Origin of the sequence: Kutzneria buriramensis (assembly GCF_003387475.1) — a bacterium.
Taxonomy (GTDB): domain Bacteria; phylum Actinomycetota; class Actinomycetes; order Mycobacteriales; family Pseudonocardiaceae; genus Kutzneria; species Kutzneria buriramensis.
The window spans coordinates 102,293-119,699 of sequence record NZ_QUNO01000011.1; the positions used below are offsets into that span (position 1 = coordinate 102,293).

The following is a 17,407-nucleotide window of genomic DNA, read 5'->3' on the forward strand; positions in this document are numbered from 1 at the left end:
CGGGACCAACCAAGGCAGTCGGAGCACGAGAGACCCGAGCGAAGCGAGGAGATGTACCAGCGGCTGACGTCGGCTAGGCGAGACAGCCGCGGAACTCTTCGCGGACCATCGGCTTTTCGGAGGTAACGACCCCGTGACTGGGACCGGTAGGCACCGTAGACCGCGCGTGGACGAAGCACCCACCCAGGTGCAGAGTTCACAGAGCTTCTGGGCACCCCACGCCGGGGTTGCCGTGGCCGAGCGGCAGACGTCCACCTGGACCGCGGTGCGGCCCGATCTGGACTGGGACTGGGACTGGGAGGCCGAGCTCGAGTCCACCCGCCAGTTCGTCCCCGGCGGCGCGTACGTCTCCACCCAGGACGTCATGGACGTCCTCGGGCCGGATGCCCAGAGCATCCTCGACTCCGTAGACCTCGAGCTCGACCAGCTGCTCGAGCTGATGAACGCCAAGACCACGGTCCTGCCGATCATCAGGGACGACCACGGCCCGCTCACCGAGGGCCTGGCGCAGTGCTGGGAGGAGCTGGAGGAGGGACTCGAGGACCGCAACCTCGTCCCGGAGCCCCAGCGCAAGACGGTCGTCAAGACCGACCAGGACAACCGCTCCCCGTGGAAGCGCCGGTTCATCAAGGCCGCGATCATGGCCACCCTGGTCAGCATCACCGGTGGCGGCGCCACCGCGCTGGCCATGGACAAGGCCGTCACCGTCGACGTCGACGGCCACGAGATCATGGTGCACACCTACAGCGGCACCGTCGGCGAGGTGCTGGCCAAGCAGGGCCTGTCCGCCGGCGCGCACGACTCGCTGATGCCGTCCGCCACCTCGTCCATCGCCGACGGCGGCAAGATCGTCCTCAACCGCGGCCGCATGATGACCGTCTCGATCGACGGCGTGCAGCAGACCCAGTGGGTCAAGTCGCAGACGGTGGCCGACGCGCTGCGCGAGATGAACGTGAAGACCGCCAACGCCAAGCTGTCGGTCGACCCGTCCAAGCAGATCCCGCTGTCCGGCATGTCGATCGACCTCAAGACGGCCAAGACCGTCACGATCAGCGACGGCGGCAACGCCCCCAAGCAGCTCACCACCTACGCGGTGACCATCCAGGAGCTGCTCAAGTCGCTGAACGTCAACCTCGGCGCGGACGACAACGTGTCGCCGGCCCAGGACACCAAGCTGGCCACCGGGGCCCAGATCACCATCAGCCGCAACGGCGTGACGGTGGTCCAGGAGGACCAGGACATCCAGCCGACGGTCCAGACCATCAACGACCCGACCATGGACGAGGGCACGACGCAGGTCGTGGACCCGGGCGCGGCCGGCAAGCAGACGGTGACCTACCGGGTCACCATGCACAACGGCCAGCAGACCGACAAGCAGCAGATCGGCGTCCAGATCCTCACGCCGATGAAGCCCAAGGTCGTCAAGAACGGCACCAAGCCGCTGCCCGGCGACGAGGTCTGGGACAAGATCGCGTTCTGCGAGTCCAGCGGCAACTGGCACATCAACACCGGCAACGGCTACTACGGCGGCCTCCAGTTCAACCAGCCGACCTGGCTGAGCAACGGCGGCGCCGACTTCGCGCCGCGCGCCGACCTGGCCACCCGTGAGCAGCAGATCGCCGTCGCCGACCGGGTCCGCGCCGCGCGCGGCCTGGAGCCGTGGGAGTGCGCCGCGAAGCTCGGTTTGATCTGAGCCTAGAATCCCGCTTCGTGCCCGAACTGCTGGGACCCGTGGAGGTCCGCGCCCTCGCCAAGGAGTTGGACGTCCGTCCGACCAAGAAGCTGGGCCAGAACTTCGTGCACGACACCAACACCGTGCGGCGCATCGTCGTCGCCTCGGGTGTCGGTCCCGATGACGTGGTGTTGGAGGTCGGTCCCGGGCTCGGCTCGCTGACCCTGGCGCTGCTGCCGGCGTGCAAGGCCGTCGTGGCCGTGGAGATCGATCCGGTGCTGGCGGCGCGTCTGCCCGTCACCGCCGCCGAGTTCGCGCCGTCGGTCGCCTCCCGGCTCACCGTGGTCGGCGCCGACGCCATGCGGGTCACCGCCGCCGAGATCGGCCTGGAGCCGACCGCGCTCGTCGCCAACCTGCCGTACAACGTGTCGGTGCCGATCGTGCTGCACCTGCTCGCCGAGCTGCCGTCGCTGCGCACCGGGTTGGTGATGGTGCAGTCCGAGGTCGCCGACCGGATGGCCGCCGGGCCCGGCAGCCGCGTCTACGGCGTGCCCAGCGTCAAGCTCGCCTGGTACGCCGACGCCCGCCGCGCCGGCCCCGTGCCGCGGTCCGTGTTCTGGCCCGTGCCGAACGTCGACTCCGCGCTGGTCGCCTTCACCCGGCGCGAGCCGCCGTCATCGGTGTCGCGGCAGGAGCTGTTCACCCTGGTCGACGCCGCCTTCGCCCAGCGTCGCAAGACGCTGCGCGCCGCCCTGGCCGGCTGGGCCGGCTCGGCCGAGCGGGCCGGGCAGCTGCTGGTCGCCGCCGGTATCGACCCGTCGCTGCGGGGCGAGCAGCTCGACATCGCCCAGTTCGCCCGCCTCGCCGAAGTCGCCTCCGCGTAGTTCCCCCATAACCTGCTGCAACGCCGGCGTGGCGCAGGATTCTTCCCGTGACACCGTGACTTCGCACAGTGCCGAACAACCGCATGTTCGATCTCGTCACCGCCTGTGAATCACCGGGCATCTGTGTGACGTACCGAACGATCCGTGGTTCTTCGCGGGCACCGCTTGCTTTTCCACATACGGGTCAGGTGTACTGCTACTTGCATCCATCCCGAGCGGCCGAGAGACCTGGATCGACGAAGCCGCAGCAACCACCCGACCCCGGGCAGGTGCTACAGCCAGGACCGATGGAGGACGTCATGGACCTCGCTCGAGTATGCGCAGCGCTGCTGCTCACTCGCCGTCGAGTCGTCGATCAGTGCCGTCGCACGGCAACGGGCTGTCAGGCCGGCCGGTAACACCCTCGCCGCCTGCTGTCGGTTCACCCTCATTCGCCTCGTCCGGTTAGGACGGTCCAAAAAGGACGGCCTTCGCGCGCCATGAGCGCGCGTGGCCGCGCGTGCCGTGGAGCATAAAGTGATCACAGTCGACAATCTGGTCAAGTCATTCCCCGCCCGGGGCGGCGCCGTGCGCGCCCTGGATGGCGTCACCCTCGAGGTCCAGGCCGGCGCCGTGTGCGGCGTGGTCGGCCCGAGCGGCTCCGGCAAGTCGACCCTGGCCCGCTGCATCGCCCTGCTGGAGCGCCCGGACAGCGGCGCCATCCGGGTCGACGGCACCGACCTCGTCACCCTCGACGACGCCCGGCTGCGCGCCGCCCGTCGGCAGATCGGCGTTGTGCCGCAAGGGGATTCGCTGCTCCGCCAGCGCACCGCGGCCGGCAATGTCGCGCTGCCACTGGAAACCGCGGGCGTGGACGGCCCGACCCGCCGTCGTCGCGTCGGCGAGCTGCTCGATCTCGTCGGCCTGACGGACAAGGCCGCCTCCTACCCGGACCAGCTCTCCGGCGGGCAGCGCCAGCGCATCGCGGTCGCCCGCGCGCTGGCCGCGAGCCCGTCCGTGCTGCTGGCCGACGAGCCGACCTCGGCGCTGGACCCGGAGACCACCGGCTCCGTGCTCACCGTTCTCGACCGGGCGCGGGCCGAGCTCGGCGTCACGGTTGTCGTTGTCACACATGACATGGCGGTGGTCCGCCGGATCTGCGACGACGTCGCCGTGCTCGACGGCGGTCGCATCGTGGAGAACGGCCGGCTGCTCGACCTCGTGTCCGATGTGGACAGCCGCACCGCCAACGCGCTGCTGCCCGCGCTCGACCAGGCCGACGGCATTCCCGCCAACCACGACCGCGTCGCCGACGTGGTGCTGGTCGGCTTCGCTGCGGTCGGCGCGCTGCTGCCCGAGGCGTCCAACCGGTTCGGCGTCGACCTCGCCGTGCTCGGCGGCGGACTGACCCGGCTCGGCGAGACCCCGGTCGCCCGGTTCCGGCTGGGCCTGACCGGCGAGCGGGCCGACTCCGCGCTGGAGTGGATCTCCGAGGCCGGCGCTCTCGTCCGACGGGCTCAGAAGGGCCCGCAGGGAGTCGCTGCGTGAAACAGACCACTCCGTGGTCCGATGTGTTCGACCTGCTCCACCCCGCGCTCGGCCAGACGCTGTACATGGTCGGTGTGGCGACGTTGTTCGCCACGGCGCTCGGGATTCCGCTGGGCGTGCTGCTGCACGTGTCGGCGCCGGGCGGGCTTCGGCCCGTCCCGGTGCTGCACCGGATCCTGGGCACCGTGGTGGACTTCGGCCGATCGCTGCCGTTCATCGTGCTCATCGTGCTGCTGCAACAGGTTGTCACCCGGCCACTGATCGGGACCTCGATCGGGCCCACCGCCGCCATCGTGCCCCTGGCCATCGGGGCGGTGCCGTTCCTCGGCCGGCTCGTCCAGTCCGCGCTGCGTGAGGTCGACGCCAACGTCGTCGAGGCGGCTGTCACCACCGGCGCCACGCGTGCCCGCATCGTGCGATCCGTGCTGCTGGGCGAATCCGCCCCGGCACTGGTGTCCGCGGTCGGCGTCACCGCCGTCACTCTCGTCGGTTTCTCCGCCATGGCCGGGGTTGTCGGCGGCGAGGGCCTCGGCGACCTCGCCATCCGCTACGGCTATCAGCGCTACGACGACCGCGTGCTCTGGTCCACGGTCATCGTGCTCGGCGCCCTCGCCATGATCATCCAACTGCTGTTCGACGTCACGTCACGGCTGATCGACCGCCGTCGCCGCGTCACCGCCTGACACCACAAGGAATCCCAGTCCCATGAAGCTTCGTGTTGCGCTCCTTGCTGCCCTCGTGACGGCCACCGCGGCCGCCTGCGGGTCGGGCGGCGGCGCGGCCGCCGACCCGAACGCCCCGCTGGTCGTCGGCGTCAGCCCCACCCCGCACGGCCAGATCCTCCAGTACGTCGCGGACAAGCTCGCGCCGGCCAAGGGCCTCAAGATCCAGGTCAAGGAGTTCACCGACTACGTCACGCCGAACACCTCGCTGGTCGACAAGTCGCTGGACGCCAACTACTTCCAGCACCAGCCCTACCTCGCCGACTTCGAGCAGAGCCACGGCGTGCAGCTGTCCTGGATCACGGCGGTGCACCTGGAACCGCTCGGGCTGTACTCGAAGAAGGCACACAAAGCGGCCGACCTGCCCGACGGCGCGAAGATCGGTGTGCCCAACGACACCAGCAATGAGGCGCGGGCGTTCACGCTGCTGGCCGACAACGGGCTGATCAAGCTCAAGCCCGGCGTCGAGGCCTCGGCCACGCCGCGCGATGTCGCCGACAATCCGAAGCACCTTCAGTTCGTCGAGCTGGAGGCGGCGCAGCTGCCACGCAGCCTGGACGACACCGACGCGTCGATCGTGAACGGCAACTACGCGCTGTCGGCCGGTTTGGACGTCAGGAGCGCGGTGCTCGTGGAGAAGGCGCAGGGCAACCCGAACGCGAACGGCCTGGTCACGCGGCCGGAGCTGGCCGGCGACAAGAGGATCAAGGAACTGGCCGAGCTGCTGACCTCCCCGCAGGTCAAGGACTACATCGACCAGACGTTCCACGGTTCGGTCCTGCCGGCCTTCTAGCCAGCACAGCAACAGCCCGTAGGCTGGACGGGTGCTAGCCGTCGTACCGACACCAGTGACCGTCCGGGCCCCAGCGAAGGTCAACCTCCATCTCGCGGTGGGTGACCTGCGCGCAGACGGCTATCACGACCTGACGACGTTGTTCCAGTCGCTGTCGCTGACCGACGAGGTGACCGTCGCCGTCGCCGACGAGCCCGGGCTCGAGGTGCACGGCGAAGGCGCCGACGCGGTGCCGACCGACTCGTCGAACCTAGTCTGGAAGGCGGCGCGGGCGCTGGCCGCGCACGTCGGCCGCGACCCGGACGACACCAAGCTGCGGATTGCCATCAACAAGGGCATCCCGGTGGCCGGCGGCATGGCCGGCGGCAGCGCCGACGCCGCCGCCACCCTGGTCGCGCTGGCCAACCTGTGGCGGCTGGAGATCGGCCGCGACGAGCTGGCCACCGTCGCCGCCGAGGTCGGCAGCGACGTGCCGTTCGTGCTGCAGGGCGGCCTGGCGCTGGGCACCGGGCGCGGCGAGCAGCTGGTGCCGGTGCTGTCCCGGCACACCTATCACTGGGTGATGGCCCTGGACAGTGGCGGTCTTTCCACGCCCGAGGTGTTCCGCGAGCTGGACCGCCTGCGCGCCGAGGGCAACCCGCCGCGCGTCGGCGCCGTCGAGCCCGTGCTGGAGGCGCTGGCCTCCGGCGACCCCAACCAGCTGGCGCTGCTGCTCGGTAACGACCTCCAGGCCGCCGCCGTCTCGCTGCGCCCCGGCCTGCGGCGCACGTTGCGGGCCGGCGTCAACGCCGGGGCGCTGGCCGGCATCGTCTCCGGCTCGGGCCCCACCTGCGCGTTCCTCTGCTCCGACGGCGACGCCGCCGTGCGGGTCGCCGCCGAGTTGTCGGGCGCCGGCGTGTGCCGGACCGTGCGGGTGGCGCAGGGCCCGGTCGCCGGCGCCCGCGTGATCACCGGTGACGACAGCGCCCGCCCCACCCCGCCAGAGGTGCACGCCTAGGCCCGTAGGCTCTCCACGTGGCAAATCTCGTCAACCTGGAAGCCGTGAGCAAGTCGTACGGCGTGAAGGCCCTGCTCGACGCCGTGTCCCTCGGGGTCAACGAGGGCGACCGGATCGGGGTCGTCGGGTTGAACGGGGGCGGCAAGACCACGCTGCTCGAGGTGCTGACCGGGCTGGAGCCGCCGGACGAGGGGCGGGTCAGCCAGACGAGGGACCTGCGGATGGCGGTCGTCACGCAGCGCACCGAGCTGGTCGGCGACACCGTGCGCGCGGCGGTGCTGGATCCGCACGGGTACTCCTCGGAGCACGAGTGGGCGTCGGACGCCCGCGTGCGGTCCATCCTGGACGGGCTGGGCATCACCGCGCTGGGCCTGGACTCGCCGGTGGGGACGATGTCCGGCGGCGAGCGCCGTCGGGTGGCCCTGGCGGCGGCGCTGATCAAGGACCTGGACCTGCTGGTGCTCGACGAGCCGACCAACCACCTGGACGTGGAGGGCGTTCGCTGGCTGGCCGAGCACCTGCTGGCCCGCCGCAGCGCACTCGTCGTGGTGACCCACGACCGGTGGTTCCTGGACACGGTGTGCACCCGGACGTGGGAAGTCGTCGGCGGCGCCGTCGAGCAGTACGAGGGCGGCTACGCGGACTGGGTGTACGCCCGGGCGGAGCGCGCGCGGCTGGCCGACGCGGCGGAGGAGAAGCGTCGCAACCTGGCCCGCAAGGAGCTGGCCTGGCTGCGCCGCGGCGCGCCGGCCCGGACGTCCAAGCCGCGGTACCGGATCGAGAACGCCGAGGCGATCATCTCGGACGTCCCGGCGCCGCGGGACAAGGTGGAGCTGATGGCGTTCGCCAAGCGCCGCCTCGGCCGCACGGTCGTCGAGCTGGAGGATGTGTCGTTCTCGTTGGGCGACCGCACACTGCTCGACCACGTGACCTGGCGGGTCGGCCCGGGCGACCGGATCGGCCTGGTCGGCGTGAACGGCTCGGGCAAGACGTCGCTGCTGCGACTGCTGGCCGGCGATCGCGAGCCCGACAGCGGCAAGCGGATCCAGGGGCAGACCGTGCGGCTGGCGCACCTCACCCAGGAGCTGCACGACCTGCCCGGCGAGCTGCGGGTGCTGGAGGCCGTCGAGGAGGTCGCGCGGCGGGTCGTGCTGGGCAAGGTGGAGCTGTCGGCGTCGCAGCTGGCGGAGAAGTTCGGCTTCACCAAGGCCAAGCAGTGGACGCCGGTGTCCGATCTGTCCGGTGGCGAGCGGCGGCGGCTCCAGCTGGCCCGGCTGCTGATGGCCGAGCCGAACGTGCTGCTGCTCGACGAGCCCACCAACGACCTGGACATCGACACCCTCCAGCAGCTGGAGGACCTGCTCGACTCGTGGCCGGGCACCATGGTCGTCGTCTCACACGACCGGTACCTGATCGAACGGGTCTGCGACCAGGTGGTGGCGCTGTTCGGCGACGGCCGGATCTCCGACCTGACCGGTGGCATCGAGGACTACCTGCGCAAGCGCGATCAGCAGCTCGCCGCCGCCGCGGCGGCGCAGGCCGTGACAGCGGCGCCGAAGGTCAGCGACGCCGCCGAGCAGCGGGCTGCCCGCAAGGAGCTGTCCCGGCTGGAGCGGCGGCTGGACGTGCTGACCAAGAAGGAGGGCGAGCTGCACGCCAAGCTGGCCGAGGCCGCCACCGACCCCGACAAGCTGCTCGCCCTGGACGCCGAGCTCCGCGCCGTGCTGGCCGAGAAGGACGACGTCGAGGAGCAATGGATGCTCGCCGCCGACGCCGCCGAGTGAACCCCGGCGAGTCACGCTCTCAGGCACACCGAATGTAGGTTTCGGGCAGAAACGAGTCTCGAGACTCAGCTCTGCCCGAAACCGCATTTCGGTGTGTCGCTGAGCGCGACTCGCGGGGGTGGACCCGGGGTGGGCGGGGACGCCTTAGGCTCAATCCCATGAGCAAGTTCGTCGACACGTTGCGGGCCACCGGCGCCGGGGGCCGCGACAAGGGGTTCATCACCGGCGAGCCGCACGCGCCGCTGCGCCGGACGTGGGGCGAGGTGCACCGGACCGCGACCGAACTGGCCGGCGGGCTGGTGGCGGGCGGGCTGCGGCCGGGCACCGCGGTCGCCGTGCTGGCGGCGGACCCGGCGGTCATCGCCCCCGCGGTGCAGGCGGTGTGGCTGGCCGGCGGCAGCGTGACCATGCTGCACCAGCCGACCCAGCGCACCGACCTCGGCGAATGGGCCCAGGACACGCTGAAGGTGCTGGGCATGATCGAGGCGGGCCTGGTCCTGCTCGGCAGCCCGTTCGACGCGCTGTCGGCCGTGCTCGACGAGCACGGTGTCACCTACCGCAAGCTGACCGATCTCGAGGGCGCGCAGCCGCTGACCGAGCCCGTGGACGTCGATGAGGACGCCACCGCGCTGCTCCAGCTGACCAGCGGCTCGACGGCGGACCCGAAGGCGGTGCGGATCACCCACCGCAACCTGATGGCCAACATGACGGCCATGATCACGGCGTCCAAGTTCGACTTCGACACCGACACGATGGTGTCGTGGCTGCCGCTGTTCCACGACATGGGCATGGTCGGCTTCCTGACGCTGCCGATGACCTTCGGCATCGAGCTGGTGAAGGTCAGCCCGGTGGAGTTCCTGGGCGGGCCGCTGCTGTGGTTCGACCTGATCAGCCGCTACCACGGCACCGTCACCGCCGCGCCGAACTTCGCCTACGCCATCGCCGGCCGGCGTCTGTCCTCTGTGGACGAAGACGGCAAGTACGAGCTGTCGCAGCTGCGGATCGCCTTGAACGGGGCGGAACCCATCGACGCCGCTGCCGTGAAGTCCTTCACCGACGCCGGCGCGCGGTTCGGCATGAGCCCCGGCTGCGTGCTCTGCGCGTACGGGATGGCCGAGACCACCCTCGGCGTCTCGTTCGCCGCCCCCGGCGACGGCCTCGCCGTCGACACCGTCGACGCCGACGAGCTGGAGGCCGGTCAGCGGGCCGTGCCCGCCACCGAGGGCAAGACCCGGTCCTTCCCGCTGCTCGGATATCCGTTGCCGGGCCTGCAGATCAAGGTTGTCGACGAGCACGGCAACGCCCGCGGCGACCGCGAGGTCGGCCTGATCATGCTGCGCGGCGAGTCCGTGACGCCCGGCTATCTCACCGTCAACGGCCCGGTGTCCACTCAGGACGAACACGGTTGGCTCGACACCGGCGACGAGGGCTACCTGATCGACGGCCAGGTCGTCGTCTGCGGGCGGCGCAAGGACGTCATCATCATGGGCGGCCGCAACATCTACCCGACCGACATCGAGCGGGCCGCCACCTCCGTCAACGGTGTCCGCGCCGGCAACGCCGTCGCCGTGCGCCTCGACGCCGGCACCCGCCGCGAACGCTTCGCCGTGGCGCTGGAATCCAACCGTGCCGACGATCCCGACGCCGTGAAGGCGATCAAGGACGAGGTCGCCGCCAAGGTCGTGGACGCCGCCGGCGTGCGCCCGTACGCGGTGATCGTGTTGCCGCCGGGCAACCTGCCCAAGACCCCCTCCGGCAAGCTCCGCCGCGCCGCCGCCGGCGAGCAGGTCGCGCAGCTGCTGGCCAAGGACTGAGGAAAACCGGGTGCGGGGCCGAAACCCCGCACCCGGCGATTGTCACGGCGTGGTCGAGTTGACGAGGAAGTAGTAGTCGGTCTGGGCGGTCTGGCTGCCGTCGGCCAGATTCGCCGTCACGTAGAGGTCCTGGCTCAGGGAGGTGGTCGGGGTGATGCTGACCGTCGCGGTACCGTCGGCGCCGGCCGGCACGGTCACCGGAGAGCCGTCGTCGAGCTTGTAGGTGTAGCTGATCGCGTTCGGTACCACCGACGAGAACGTGAACGTGCCGGCAACGCCGACACCGCCGCCCCAACTGCCCTGTGGGTAGTCGGTGCTGGTCACCGTCGGCGCGTTGCTGTCGACGGTCACCCAGTTCTGTGCGGTGGCCGACTGAATGCCGTCGGCGGTCGAGCTGCGGACGGACAACTCCTCGCTGCCGGTCTGGTCCGTCTTCAGTGACAGCGTTGCGGTGCCGTCACTTCCGACCGGCACGGTGACCGGCGCGTTGCCGCCCCAGGTGTAGGTGAACGTCGTCGAGCCGGGCAGCACCGAGTGCAGCGTGAACTGCACGGAACTGCCGATCACCACCTCGTAGTCGGACTGGTCGACCGTCGGCGCACCGGGGTCGAACCGCACGAGATAGTTGTTGGTGTCGGTGAGGTTGCCGTTGCTCAGCTTCGCCCGCACGTTCAGCTGGTACACCGCGTCGGGATCGGTCGGTGTCACGGTGACGGTCGCGGTGCCATCGGCCCCGGGCGTGAGCTCGGTGGTCGGGCCGTTGTTGATCTGGTACTCGAAGGCGACGTCGGTCGCGTCGTACCGGGTTATGGTGCAGGTGCGGGGCGTGCCGACGTATGCGGTCGCCGGCGTGCACGACACCGTCGGCTCGTTGGGCTGCACGAAATAGCTGTACGTGACCCAGGACGAGCCGTTGCCCGCCGCGTCGATGCTCTCGACGGTCAGCCGGCCGGGGCCGGTCCGCGCCGGGGTGATCACGATGGTTGCCGGGCCGCCCTTACGGGTCGCGGCGACGTAGTCAACGGGTGTGTCCCACCCGTACTTGTACCCGACGACGTCGGTGGAACCGTTGGGGGAGAAGACAAAAGCTCCCGGAATTCCGCTGCCGCCCGCGGCCTTGCCGGTCGGATAGTCCGAGGAGGACACCGTCGGCGCATTCGGCCCGGTGAGGTCGAAGGTGACCTCGCAGACCGCGCTCCATGAGCCGGTCGCCTGCTGGTCGCTGGACCGCGCCCGCCAGGCGTAGGTGGCGCCGTCGGTGAGCGTGGAGCCCAGGATGGTGGCCTTGGCCGTCTCGCCGCTGGAGAGGCCGGGCGAGTTCGCGGTCGTGACCTGGTCCGGGTGGTCGACCGGCCACCAGTCGAACTCGGTCGCGATGGAGTCGCCGTTGTCCGGGTCGGACACCGTCGCGGCCAGCACGGGGTTGAAGGTCTTCCCGTGCAGCAACGGCTTCTTGCCGCAGGCCTGTCCGTCGACGGCCAGGGCGGTCGGCGCGTTCGGGGCGTGGTTGTACGTCGCCAGCAGCGTGGGTGCGTGGTCGAACACCCGGAACTGCGACGGATCGGACTGCTGGTCCTCGGGCAGCTTCAGCTCGAGGGTGATCTTCTTGGTGCCCGCGGCCAGCGCGTTCTGCACGGCCGTGGTGGCGTCCCACACCAGCCGCTCGGACGGGCATTCCCAGGTGTAGCCGACCGGGCCGGACAGCTGCGCCCGCTCGGCCGGCGGCTTGGCCCAGGTGGGCGCGGTCGCGGTGTCGGTGAGCCAGACCTGCTGGGTGCGGGCCTTGGTGCAGTCCGCCGCGGACTTCTCGTCCGTGACGAACTGGGCGAGTCCGACCGTGGTGCCGACGAACTTGGTCAGGTCGAAGGTGAAGTACGCCTTGGTTATGTGCGTTTCACCGGACGCGTAGGCCTGCGCCCCGACCGGCGCGTCGCCCGCGGGGTTGAGGAACTTCGTCGTGGGCGCCGCGGAGTCGGTGTACGCCCAGGACGTCGACGTGACGCTCGTGATCGCTGCGGACGCCGGCGCGGCGAGCGCGACGGTGGCGAATCCGGCGGTCACGGCGGTGACGGCTGCTCCCGCGAGCAGCCTGGATAAACCTGAGGCCATGAGGCCCCTCCCCCTACAAGTAGTCCAGACCACCGGACGGTGGCTGAACCGTGTATAGCCGGGGGAACCTCACGTGTTACCGAGCCTCCAGGGCGGCCGCGACCTGGTCGAGGAACTCGTCCACTTCGTCCTTTGTGTACCCCCGGCGGCCGAGTCCGGGGTGCGTGAAGGCGACGTCGCGGACGTCGCGGGCGGTGACGGTGTCCTCGCCGCGCAGGGTGGCCTCGATGCGGTCGAGGAAGGCGTCCACCTCGGCCTCGTCGTAGGCGTTTCGGCTCTTCAGGGCCAGGCTGAACGTGACTTCCCGGACATCCTCAGGGCTCATACCGGCGAACGGTACCCACGGCCTGACCGATTCGCTTGTTGATCAGATGTCGGTGCTGGGATGCGCGAGGCCGCCGCCGGCGCCTGGACCGCGGCCAGTTTTCGATCGAGTCTTTTCATCGATCGAAAACTGGCAAGGGAAGGCGGCGGCCGGGTTGGCGGCCTCGCCCCGCGCGGAACGCGCGGAAAAAACTCAGTGGAAGGCGTTCTGCGCGGCTTCCAGGCCCTTGCCGATGAGCGCCTCGACGGCGTCGGCGGTGCGGTCGATGGCGAAGGGGAGCTCCTTGCGCTCGACGGTGCCGAAGTCCTTGAGCACGTAGTCGGCGGGGTCCTGCCGGCCCGGCGGCCGGTCGATGCCGAACCGCACCCGGTGGTAGTCGCGAGTGCCCAGCGACTTGGTGATGGAGCGCAGCCCGTTGTGGCCGTTGTCGCCGCCGCCGAGCTTGAGCCGCACGGTGGCGAACGGCAGGTCCAGCTCGTCGTGCACGACGATCACGTCGGCCGGCGCGACCTTGTAGAAGCGGGACGCCGCCACGGTGGGACCGCCGGACAGGTTCATGAACGACCGGGGCTTGGCCAGCACGACCCGCCGCCCGGACAGCCGCCCCTCGACCACCTCGGCGCCGCTCTTGTGTCCCTTGAACTTGCCGCCGACCCGGTCGGCCAGCTCGTCCAGCACCAGGAAACCGATGTTGTGCCGGTTGCCGGCGTACTGCGGCCCGGGATTGCCCAGCCCGACGACCAGAACGACCTCGCTACCGTCCACGCGAGCGCAACTCCTGCTCCAACTCGTCCAACAGGGCGTCCACGGCGGCCACCCGGTAGCCCCGACGCAGCCCGGTGGTGCCGGTGAACCTGGTGTGGAACACCTCGGAGGCGGTCATCGCCGCCCGCCCGTCCAGCGTCGCGGCGGCCCGCCCGAGGAACGCCTCCACCTCGGCGGGATCGTAGCCGTGCTGCGCCTTGGGCAGCCGCACGGCCAGCAGAGCGGCCCCGGTCCGCAGCCGCGTCCCGGCGATCTTGCCGGTGCTCAGCTGCCGGTGCACCCGGTCGAGGAAAGCGTCCACGTCTCGCGGCCGGTAGCCGTGCTTACGGGAGGCGAACACCACGTCCCGGACCTGGTCGGCGGTCAGCTGCCCGCGGCCGGTCAGGGCCTGCGCGACCTGGTCGAGAAACGCGTCCACCTCGTCCACGTCGTAGCCCGGCCCGCGTTCGAACCGCACCGTCCGCACGTCGGCGGGCGTGAGACTCGGCGGCGGCATCGGCTCCGAACGCGGGAACGGCGCCCGGCCCCCCTCGTCCGGGGGCTGGGCGCCGTCGCGACGCTCTGCCGTGATGGCTCAGCTCTCGTCGTCGGCCGGCTCGGCCTCGGCCTCGGCGCCGTCCAGCTGGGCGGCGGTCGGCGCGGCGTTGACGGCGGCGACCAGCGCGTCGCCGTCGGTCACCAGCGAGGTGCCGGCGGGCAGCACGACGTCGGAGGCGTGGATCTGGGTGCCGGCCTCGACGCCCGCGATCTGCACCTCGACGTGCTCGGGCAGGTTCAGGGCGTCGGCCTCGACCTGGATGGTGGACAGCTCCTGGGTGACCAGGGTCGCCGGGGCGGCGTCGCCGACCAGCACGACCGGCACGTCGATGGTGACCTTCTCGCCGCGCTGCACCAGCAGCAGGTCCACGTGCTCGATGTAGTTCTTGATCGGGTGCGTGGTGACGGTCTTGGTCAGCGCCAACTCGCTGCCGCCGTTGAGCTCCAGCGACAGGACGGCGTTGGTGCCGTGCTCACGGACCACACGGGCGAACTCCAGCGCCGGCAGGGCCAGGTGCTTCGGGTCGGAACCGTGGCCGTAGAGCACCGCGGGGATCTTGCCGGAACGACGGGTGCGGCGGGCCGCGCCCTTGCCGAACTCGGTGCGCGACTCGGCGGCGAGACGTACCTCGGACACGGTGGGGTACTCCTTGTGGCTCTGGCGATTCGGGGTGGGGATGGCCTGCGGCGGCGGGGGCGGCGCGGACCCATGAACAGCGCGCGGCAACCAAGCCGCCGCGTCGATCACGGAGCCACGAGGACGACCCTCGCCGAGGCAACCAAGACAGTGTAGGGGGCCGATTCGCAGATGACGAATCGGCCCCTGTGTTTTCGCGCCGCGTGCCGCGGCGGGTTCGGCTGTGCCCATGCGCCGCGTGCCGCGGCGGGTTCGGCCGCCCACGAGGCCGGTGCCTTCCCTTGGCCGATTTCGATCGATGGAAAGACTCGATCGAAATCGGCCGGCGGTCCAGGCACCGGCGGCGGCCTCACAGGCTCCGACCAGGGGATCTCTACGCGTTGCCGTCGAAGAGGCTCGTCACCGAGCCGTCCTCGAAGACCTGCTGGATCGCCTGCGCGAGCAGCGGGGCGATGGACAGCACGGTGAGCTTGTCGAACTGCTTGTCGGCCGGGATGGGCAGCGTGTTGGTGAGCACGACCTCGCGGGCGCTGCTGTTCTGGAGCCGTTCGACGGCCGGCCCGGACAGCACGCCGTGCGTGGCGGCCACGATGACGCCCTTGGCGCCGGCCTCGACCAGCTGCTCGACGGCCTTCACGATGGTGCCGCCGGTGTCGACCATGTCGTCGATGACCACGCACAGCCGGTCCCGCACCTCGCCGACGACGCGGTTGGCGACGACCTCGTTGGGCTTGAGCGGGTCGCGGGTCTTGTGGATGAACGCGATCGGGCAGCCGTCGAGCATGTCGGCCCACTTCTCGGCCAGCTTGGTCCGGCCGGAGTCCGGCGACACGACCGTCAGCTCCTCGGTGCCGTACCGGTTGCGCACGTGGTCGGCCAGCAGGGCCATCGCCCACAGGTGGTCGACGGGGCCGTCGAAGAAGCCGGAGATCTGCGCGGTGTGCAGGTCGACGGTCATGATCCGGTCGGCGCCGGCGGTCTTGAACAGGTCGGCGATCAGCCGGGCCGAGATCGGCTCGCGGCCGCGGTGCTTCTTGTCCTGCCGCGCGTACGGGTAGAACGGCATGATCACGGTGATCCGCTTGGCGCTGGCCCGCTTGAGCGCGTCGACCATGATCAGCTGCTCCATCACCCACTGGTTGATGGGCGCGGTGTGGCTCTGCACCACGAACGCGTCGCAGCCGCGGACCGACTCCTCGAACCGGACGAAGATCTCGCCGTTGGCGAAGTCGTACGCCGCCTGCGGCACCACCGAGACGTTGAGGTACTTGGCGACCTCCTCGGCGAGCTCCGGGTAGGCGCGTCCGCTGAAGAGCATCAGGCTCTTCTTCGGTGTTCCGGAGATGGAGGCCACGGTCACTGCTCCTTCGGGTCGGGGGCGTCGGTCTCGGCGTCCTGCTGGGCGGCGAGTGCCTTGTGGGCCGCGTCGGCGGCCGGGGTGCCCTCACGTCGACGGGTGACCCAGCCCTCGACGTTGCGCTGCGGCGCGCGGGCCACCGCGAGCGCGCCGGGCGGCACGTCGCGGGTGATCACGGAGCCGGCGGCGGTGTACGCGCCGTCCCCGACGGTCACGGGGGCGATGAACATGGTGTCCGATCCGGTGCGCGCGTGCGAACCGATCACGGTCCGGTGCTTGCGCACGCCGTCGTAGTTTACGAACACCGACGCGGCGCCGATGTTGCTCTGCTCGCCGATGGTGGCGTCGCCCACGTAGGTCAGGTGCGGCACCTTGCTGCCGTCGCCGATCTCGGAGTTCTTCACCTCGACGAAGGTCCCGATCTTGCCGGCGACCCCCAGCTTGGCGCCCGGCCGCAGGTACGCGAAGGGGCCGACGCTGGCCCGCTCGCCGATCTCGGAGTCCGAGCCGTGCGTGCGGATCACCTTGGCCCCGGCGCCGACCACGCAGTTGCTCAGGGTCGTGTCCGGGCCGATGACCGCGCCCTCGTACACCGCGGTGCCGGCGCGCAGCTGCACGTTCGGCTCGATGAGCACGTCCCGGGCCAGCGCCACGTCGGCGTCCAGCCAGACGCTGGCCGGGTCGATCATGGTGACGCCGGCCCGCATCCAGTTCTCCACCAGCCGCCGGTTGAACTCGGCGCCCAGCCGGGCCAGCTGCACCCGGTCGTTGACCCCCTCGACCAGCCACTCGTCGGCGAGGATGAGCGTGCCGACCGGGCGGCCGTCGCCGCGGGCGATGGCCAGCACGTCGGTCAGGTACAGCTCGCCCTGGGCGTTGTCGGTGGTCAGCCGGGACAGGCCGTCCCGCAGCACGGCGGTGTCGAAGACGTAGATGCCCGAGTTGATCTCGGTGATGGCCGCCTGCTCCGGCGTGGCGTCCTTCTGCTCGACGATCTCCAGCACGTTGCCGGCGGCGTCGCGCACGATCCGGCCGTAGCCGTGCGGCTCCGGCACGACGGCGGTGAGCACCGTCACGGCGTTGCCGGCCGACTGGTGCTCGGCCAGCAGCTGGGTGAGGGTCTCGCCGTCCAGCAGCGGCACGTCGCCGTAGGTGACGATCGTGGTGCCGGTCTCGACCTCGGGCAGCGCGGCCAGCGCGCAGCCGACGGCGTGGCCGGTGCCGCGCTGCTCCTCCTGCACGGCAACGGTGATCTTGCGGTCGAGGTCGCCGGACAGGCCGTCCAGGTACTCGGCGACCAGCTGCCTGCCGTGCCCGACGACCACCACCAGGTGGTCGGGGTCGACGCCGACGGCGGCCCGCACCGCGTGCTCGACGAGTGCGCGGCCGGCGATCCGGTGCAGCACCTTCGGTGTCGTGGACCGCATCCGGGTGCCCTCACCGGCTGCGAGCACGATGGTGCTGACCTGTCCGCCCTGAGGCAT

General features: G+C 70.7%; 15 protein-coding genes and 1 riboswitch. Of the genes, 8 read left to right on the top strand and 7 right to left on the bottom strand.

Features of this window, described 5'->3' with window-relative positions:
• The first annotated feature begins 166 nt into the window (after nucleotides 1-166).
• From BCF44_RS58645 to BCF44_RS30360, 8 genes are all read left to right on the top strand, one after another.
• Nucleotides 167-1,693 (top strand): resuscitation-promoting factor, encoded by a 1,527-nt coding sequence (locus tag BCF44_RS58645; protein WP_147328695.1) that lies wholly within the window; start codon nucleotides 167-169, stop codon nucleotides 1,691-1,693.
• A gap of 17 nt (nucleotides 1,694-1,710) precedes the next feature.
• Complete coding sequence (gene rsmA, locus BCF44_RS30330) at nucleotides 1,711-2,556, top strand: 16S rRNA (adenine(1518)-N(6)/adenine(1519)-N(6))-dimethyltransferase RsmA (RefSeq protein ID WP_116177842.1); 846 nt, start codon at nucleotides 1,711-1,713, stop codon at nucleotides 2,554-2,556.
• Nucleotides 2,557-2,759: 203 nt separating this feature from the next.
• A riboswitch (SAM riboswitch) is annotated at nucleotides 2,760-2,850 on the top strand.
• A 222-nt stretch (nucleotides 2,851-3,072) separates the two neighbouring features.
• A complete protein-coding gene (locus BCF44_RS30335; protein ID WP_116177843.1) occupies nucleotides 3,073-4,083 on the top strand; it encodes a methionine ABC transporter ATP-binding protein in 1,011 nt (336 codons plus the stop codon).
• Nucleotides 4,080-4,766, top strand: a complete 687-nt coding sequence (locus tag BCF44_RS30340; protein WP_116177844.1) for a methionine ABC transporter permease — start codon at nucleotides 4,080-4,082, stop codon at nucleotides 4,764-4,766. Before BCF44_RS30335 ends, BCF44_RS30340 begins: the two co-directional genes overlap by 4 nt.
• 22 nt (nucleotides 4,767-4,788) lie before the next feature.
• Nucleotides 4,789-5,598, top strand: coding sequence for a MetQ/NlpA family ABC transporter substrate-binding protein (locus tag BCF44_RS30345; RefSeq protein WP_116177845.1), 810 nt, complete (start codon nucleotides 4,789-4,791; stop codon nucleotides 5,596-5,598).
• Nucleotides 5,599-5,629: 31 nt separating this feature from the next.
• Nucleotides 5,630-6,595 (top strand): 4-(cytidine 5'-diphospho)-2-C-methyl-D-erythritol kinase, encoded by a 966-nt coding sequence (locus BCF44_RS30350; protein ID WP_116177846.1) that lies wholly within the window; start codon nucleotides 5,630-5,632, stop codon nucleotides 6,593-6,595.
• Between the two features lie 17 nt (nucleotides 6,596-6,612).
• Nucleotides 6,613-8,379 carry an ABC-F family ATP-binding cassette domain-containing protein gene (locus BCF44_RS30355; protein WP_116177847.1) on the top strand — a complete coding sequence of 589 codons (1,767 nt, stop codon included), beginning with the start codon at nucleotides 6,613-6,615 and terminating at the stop codon, nucleotides 8,377-8,379.
• A 158-nt stretch (nucleotides 8,380-8,537) separates the two neighbouring features.
• Nucleotides 8,538-10,193, top strand: coding sequence for a fatty acyl-AMP ligase (locus tag BCF44_RS30360; RefSeq protein WP_116177848.1), 1,656 nt, complete (start codon nucleotides 8,538-8,540; stop codon nucleotides 10,191-10,193).
• 42 nt (nucleotides 10,194-10,235) lie between these two features.
• Here the strand turns inward: BCF44_RS30360 and BCF44_RS30365 are convergent, their stop codons facing one another.
• From BCF44_RS30365 to glmU, 7 genes are all read right to left on the bottom strand, one after another.
• A complete protein-coding gene (locus tag BCF44_RS30365; protein ID WP_147328696.1) occupies nucleotides 10,236-12,302 on the bottom strand; it encodes a hypothetical protein in 2,067 nt (688 codons plus the stop codon).
• Between the two features lie 76 nt (nucleotides 12,303-12,378).
• Nucleotides 12,379-12,627 carry a DivIVA domain-containing protein gene (locus tag BCF44_RS30370; RefSeq protein ID WP_116177850.1) on the bottom strand — a complete coding sequence of 83 codons (249 nt, stop codon included), beginning with the start codon at nucleotides 12,625-12,627 and terminating at the stop codon, nucleotides 12,379-12,381.
• 192 nt (nucleotides 12,628-12,819) lie between these two features.
• Nucleotides 12,820-13,392 (bottom strand): aminoacyl-tRNA hydrolase, encoded by a 573-nt coding sequence (gene pth, locus BCF44_RS30375; RefSeq protein ID WP_116177851.1) that lies wholly within the window; start codon nucleotides 13,390-13,392, stop codon nucleotides 12,820-12,822.
• Nucleotides 13,382-13,888, bottom strand: coding sequence for a DivIVA domain-containing protein (locus tag BCF44_RS58650; protein ID WP_116177852.1), 507 nt, complete (start codon nucleotides 13,886-13,888; stop codon nucleotides 13,382-13,384). The genes pth and BCF44_RS58650 overlap by 11 nt, the downstream gene beginning before the upstream one ends.
• Before the next feature lie 78 nt (nucleotides 13,889-13,966).
• Nucleotides 13,967-14,566 (bottom strand): 50S ribosomal protein L25/general stress protein Ctc, encoded by a 600-nt coding sequence (locus tag BCF44_RS30385; protein ID WP_116177853.1) that lies wholly within the window; start codon nucleotides 14,564-14,566, stop codon nucleotides 13,967-13,969.
• A 373-nt stretch (nucleotides 14,567-14,939) separates the two neighbouring features.
• Complete coding sequence (locus BCF44_RS30390) at nucleotides 14,940-15,920, bottom strand: ribose-phosphate diphosphokinase (protein WP_116178086.1); 981 nt, start codon at nucleotides 15,918-15,920, stop codon at nucleotides 14,940-14,942.
• Between the two features lie 2 nt (nucleotides 15,921-15,922).
• On the bottom strand, nucleotides 15,923-17,407 hold the full coding sequence (glmU, locus tag BCF44_RS30395) for a bifunctional UDP-N-acetylglucosamine diphosphorylase/glucosamine-1-phosphate N-acetyltransferase GlmU (protein ID WP_116177854.1): 1,485 nt from the start codon (nucleotides 17,405-17,407) through the stop codon (nucleotides 15,923-15,925).

Excerpts from the sequence above, each read along its gene's own strand:
- BCF44_RS30370 (WP_116177850.1), bottom strand. The coding sequence starts at position 12,627 with ATGAGCCCTGAGGATGTCCGGGAAGTCACGTTCAGCCTGGCCCTGAAG.
- BCF44_RS58650 (WP_116177852.1), bottom strand. The coding sequence starts at position 13,888 with ATGCCGCCGCCGAGTCTCACGCCCGCCGACGTGCGGACGGTGCGGTTC.
- BCF44_RS30365 (WP_147328696.1), bottom strand. The coding sequence starts at position 12,302 with ATGGCCTCAGGTTTATCCAGGCTGCTCGCGGGAGCAGCCGTCACCGCC.
- glmU (WP_116177854.1), bottom strand. The coding sequence starts at position 17,407 with ATGCCTCAGGGCGGACAGGTCAGCACCATCGTGCTCGCAGCCGGTGAG.
- BCF44_RS30360 (WP_116177848.1), top strand. The coding sequence starts at position 8,538 with ATGAGCAAGTTCGTCGACACGTTGCGGGCCACCGGCGCCGGGGGCCGC.
- BCF44_RS30345 (WP_116177845.1), top strand. The coding sequence starts at position 4,789 with ATGAAGCTTCGTGTTGCGCTCCTTGCTGCCCTCGTGACGGCCACCGCG.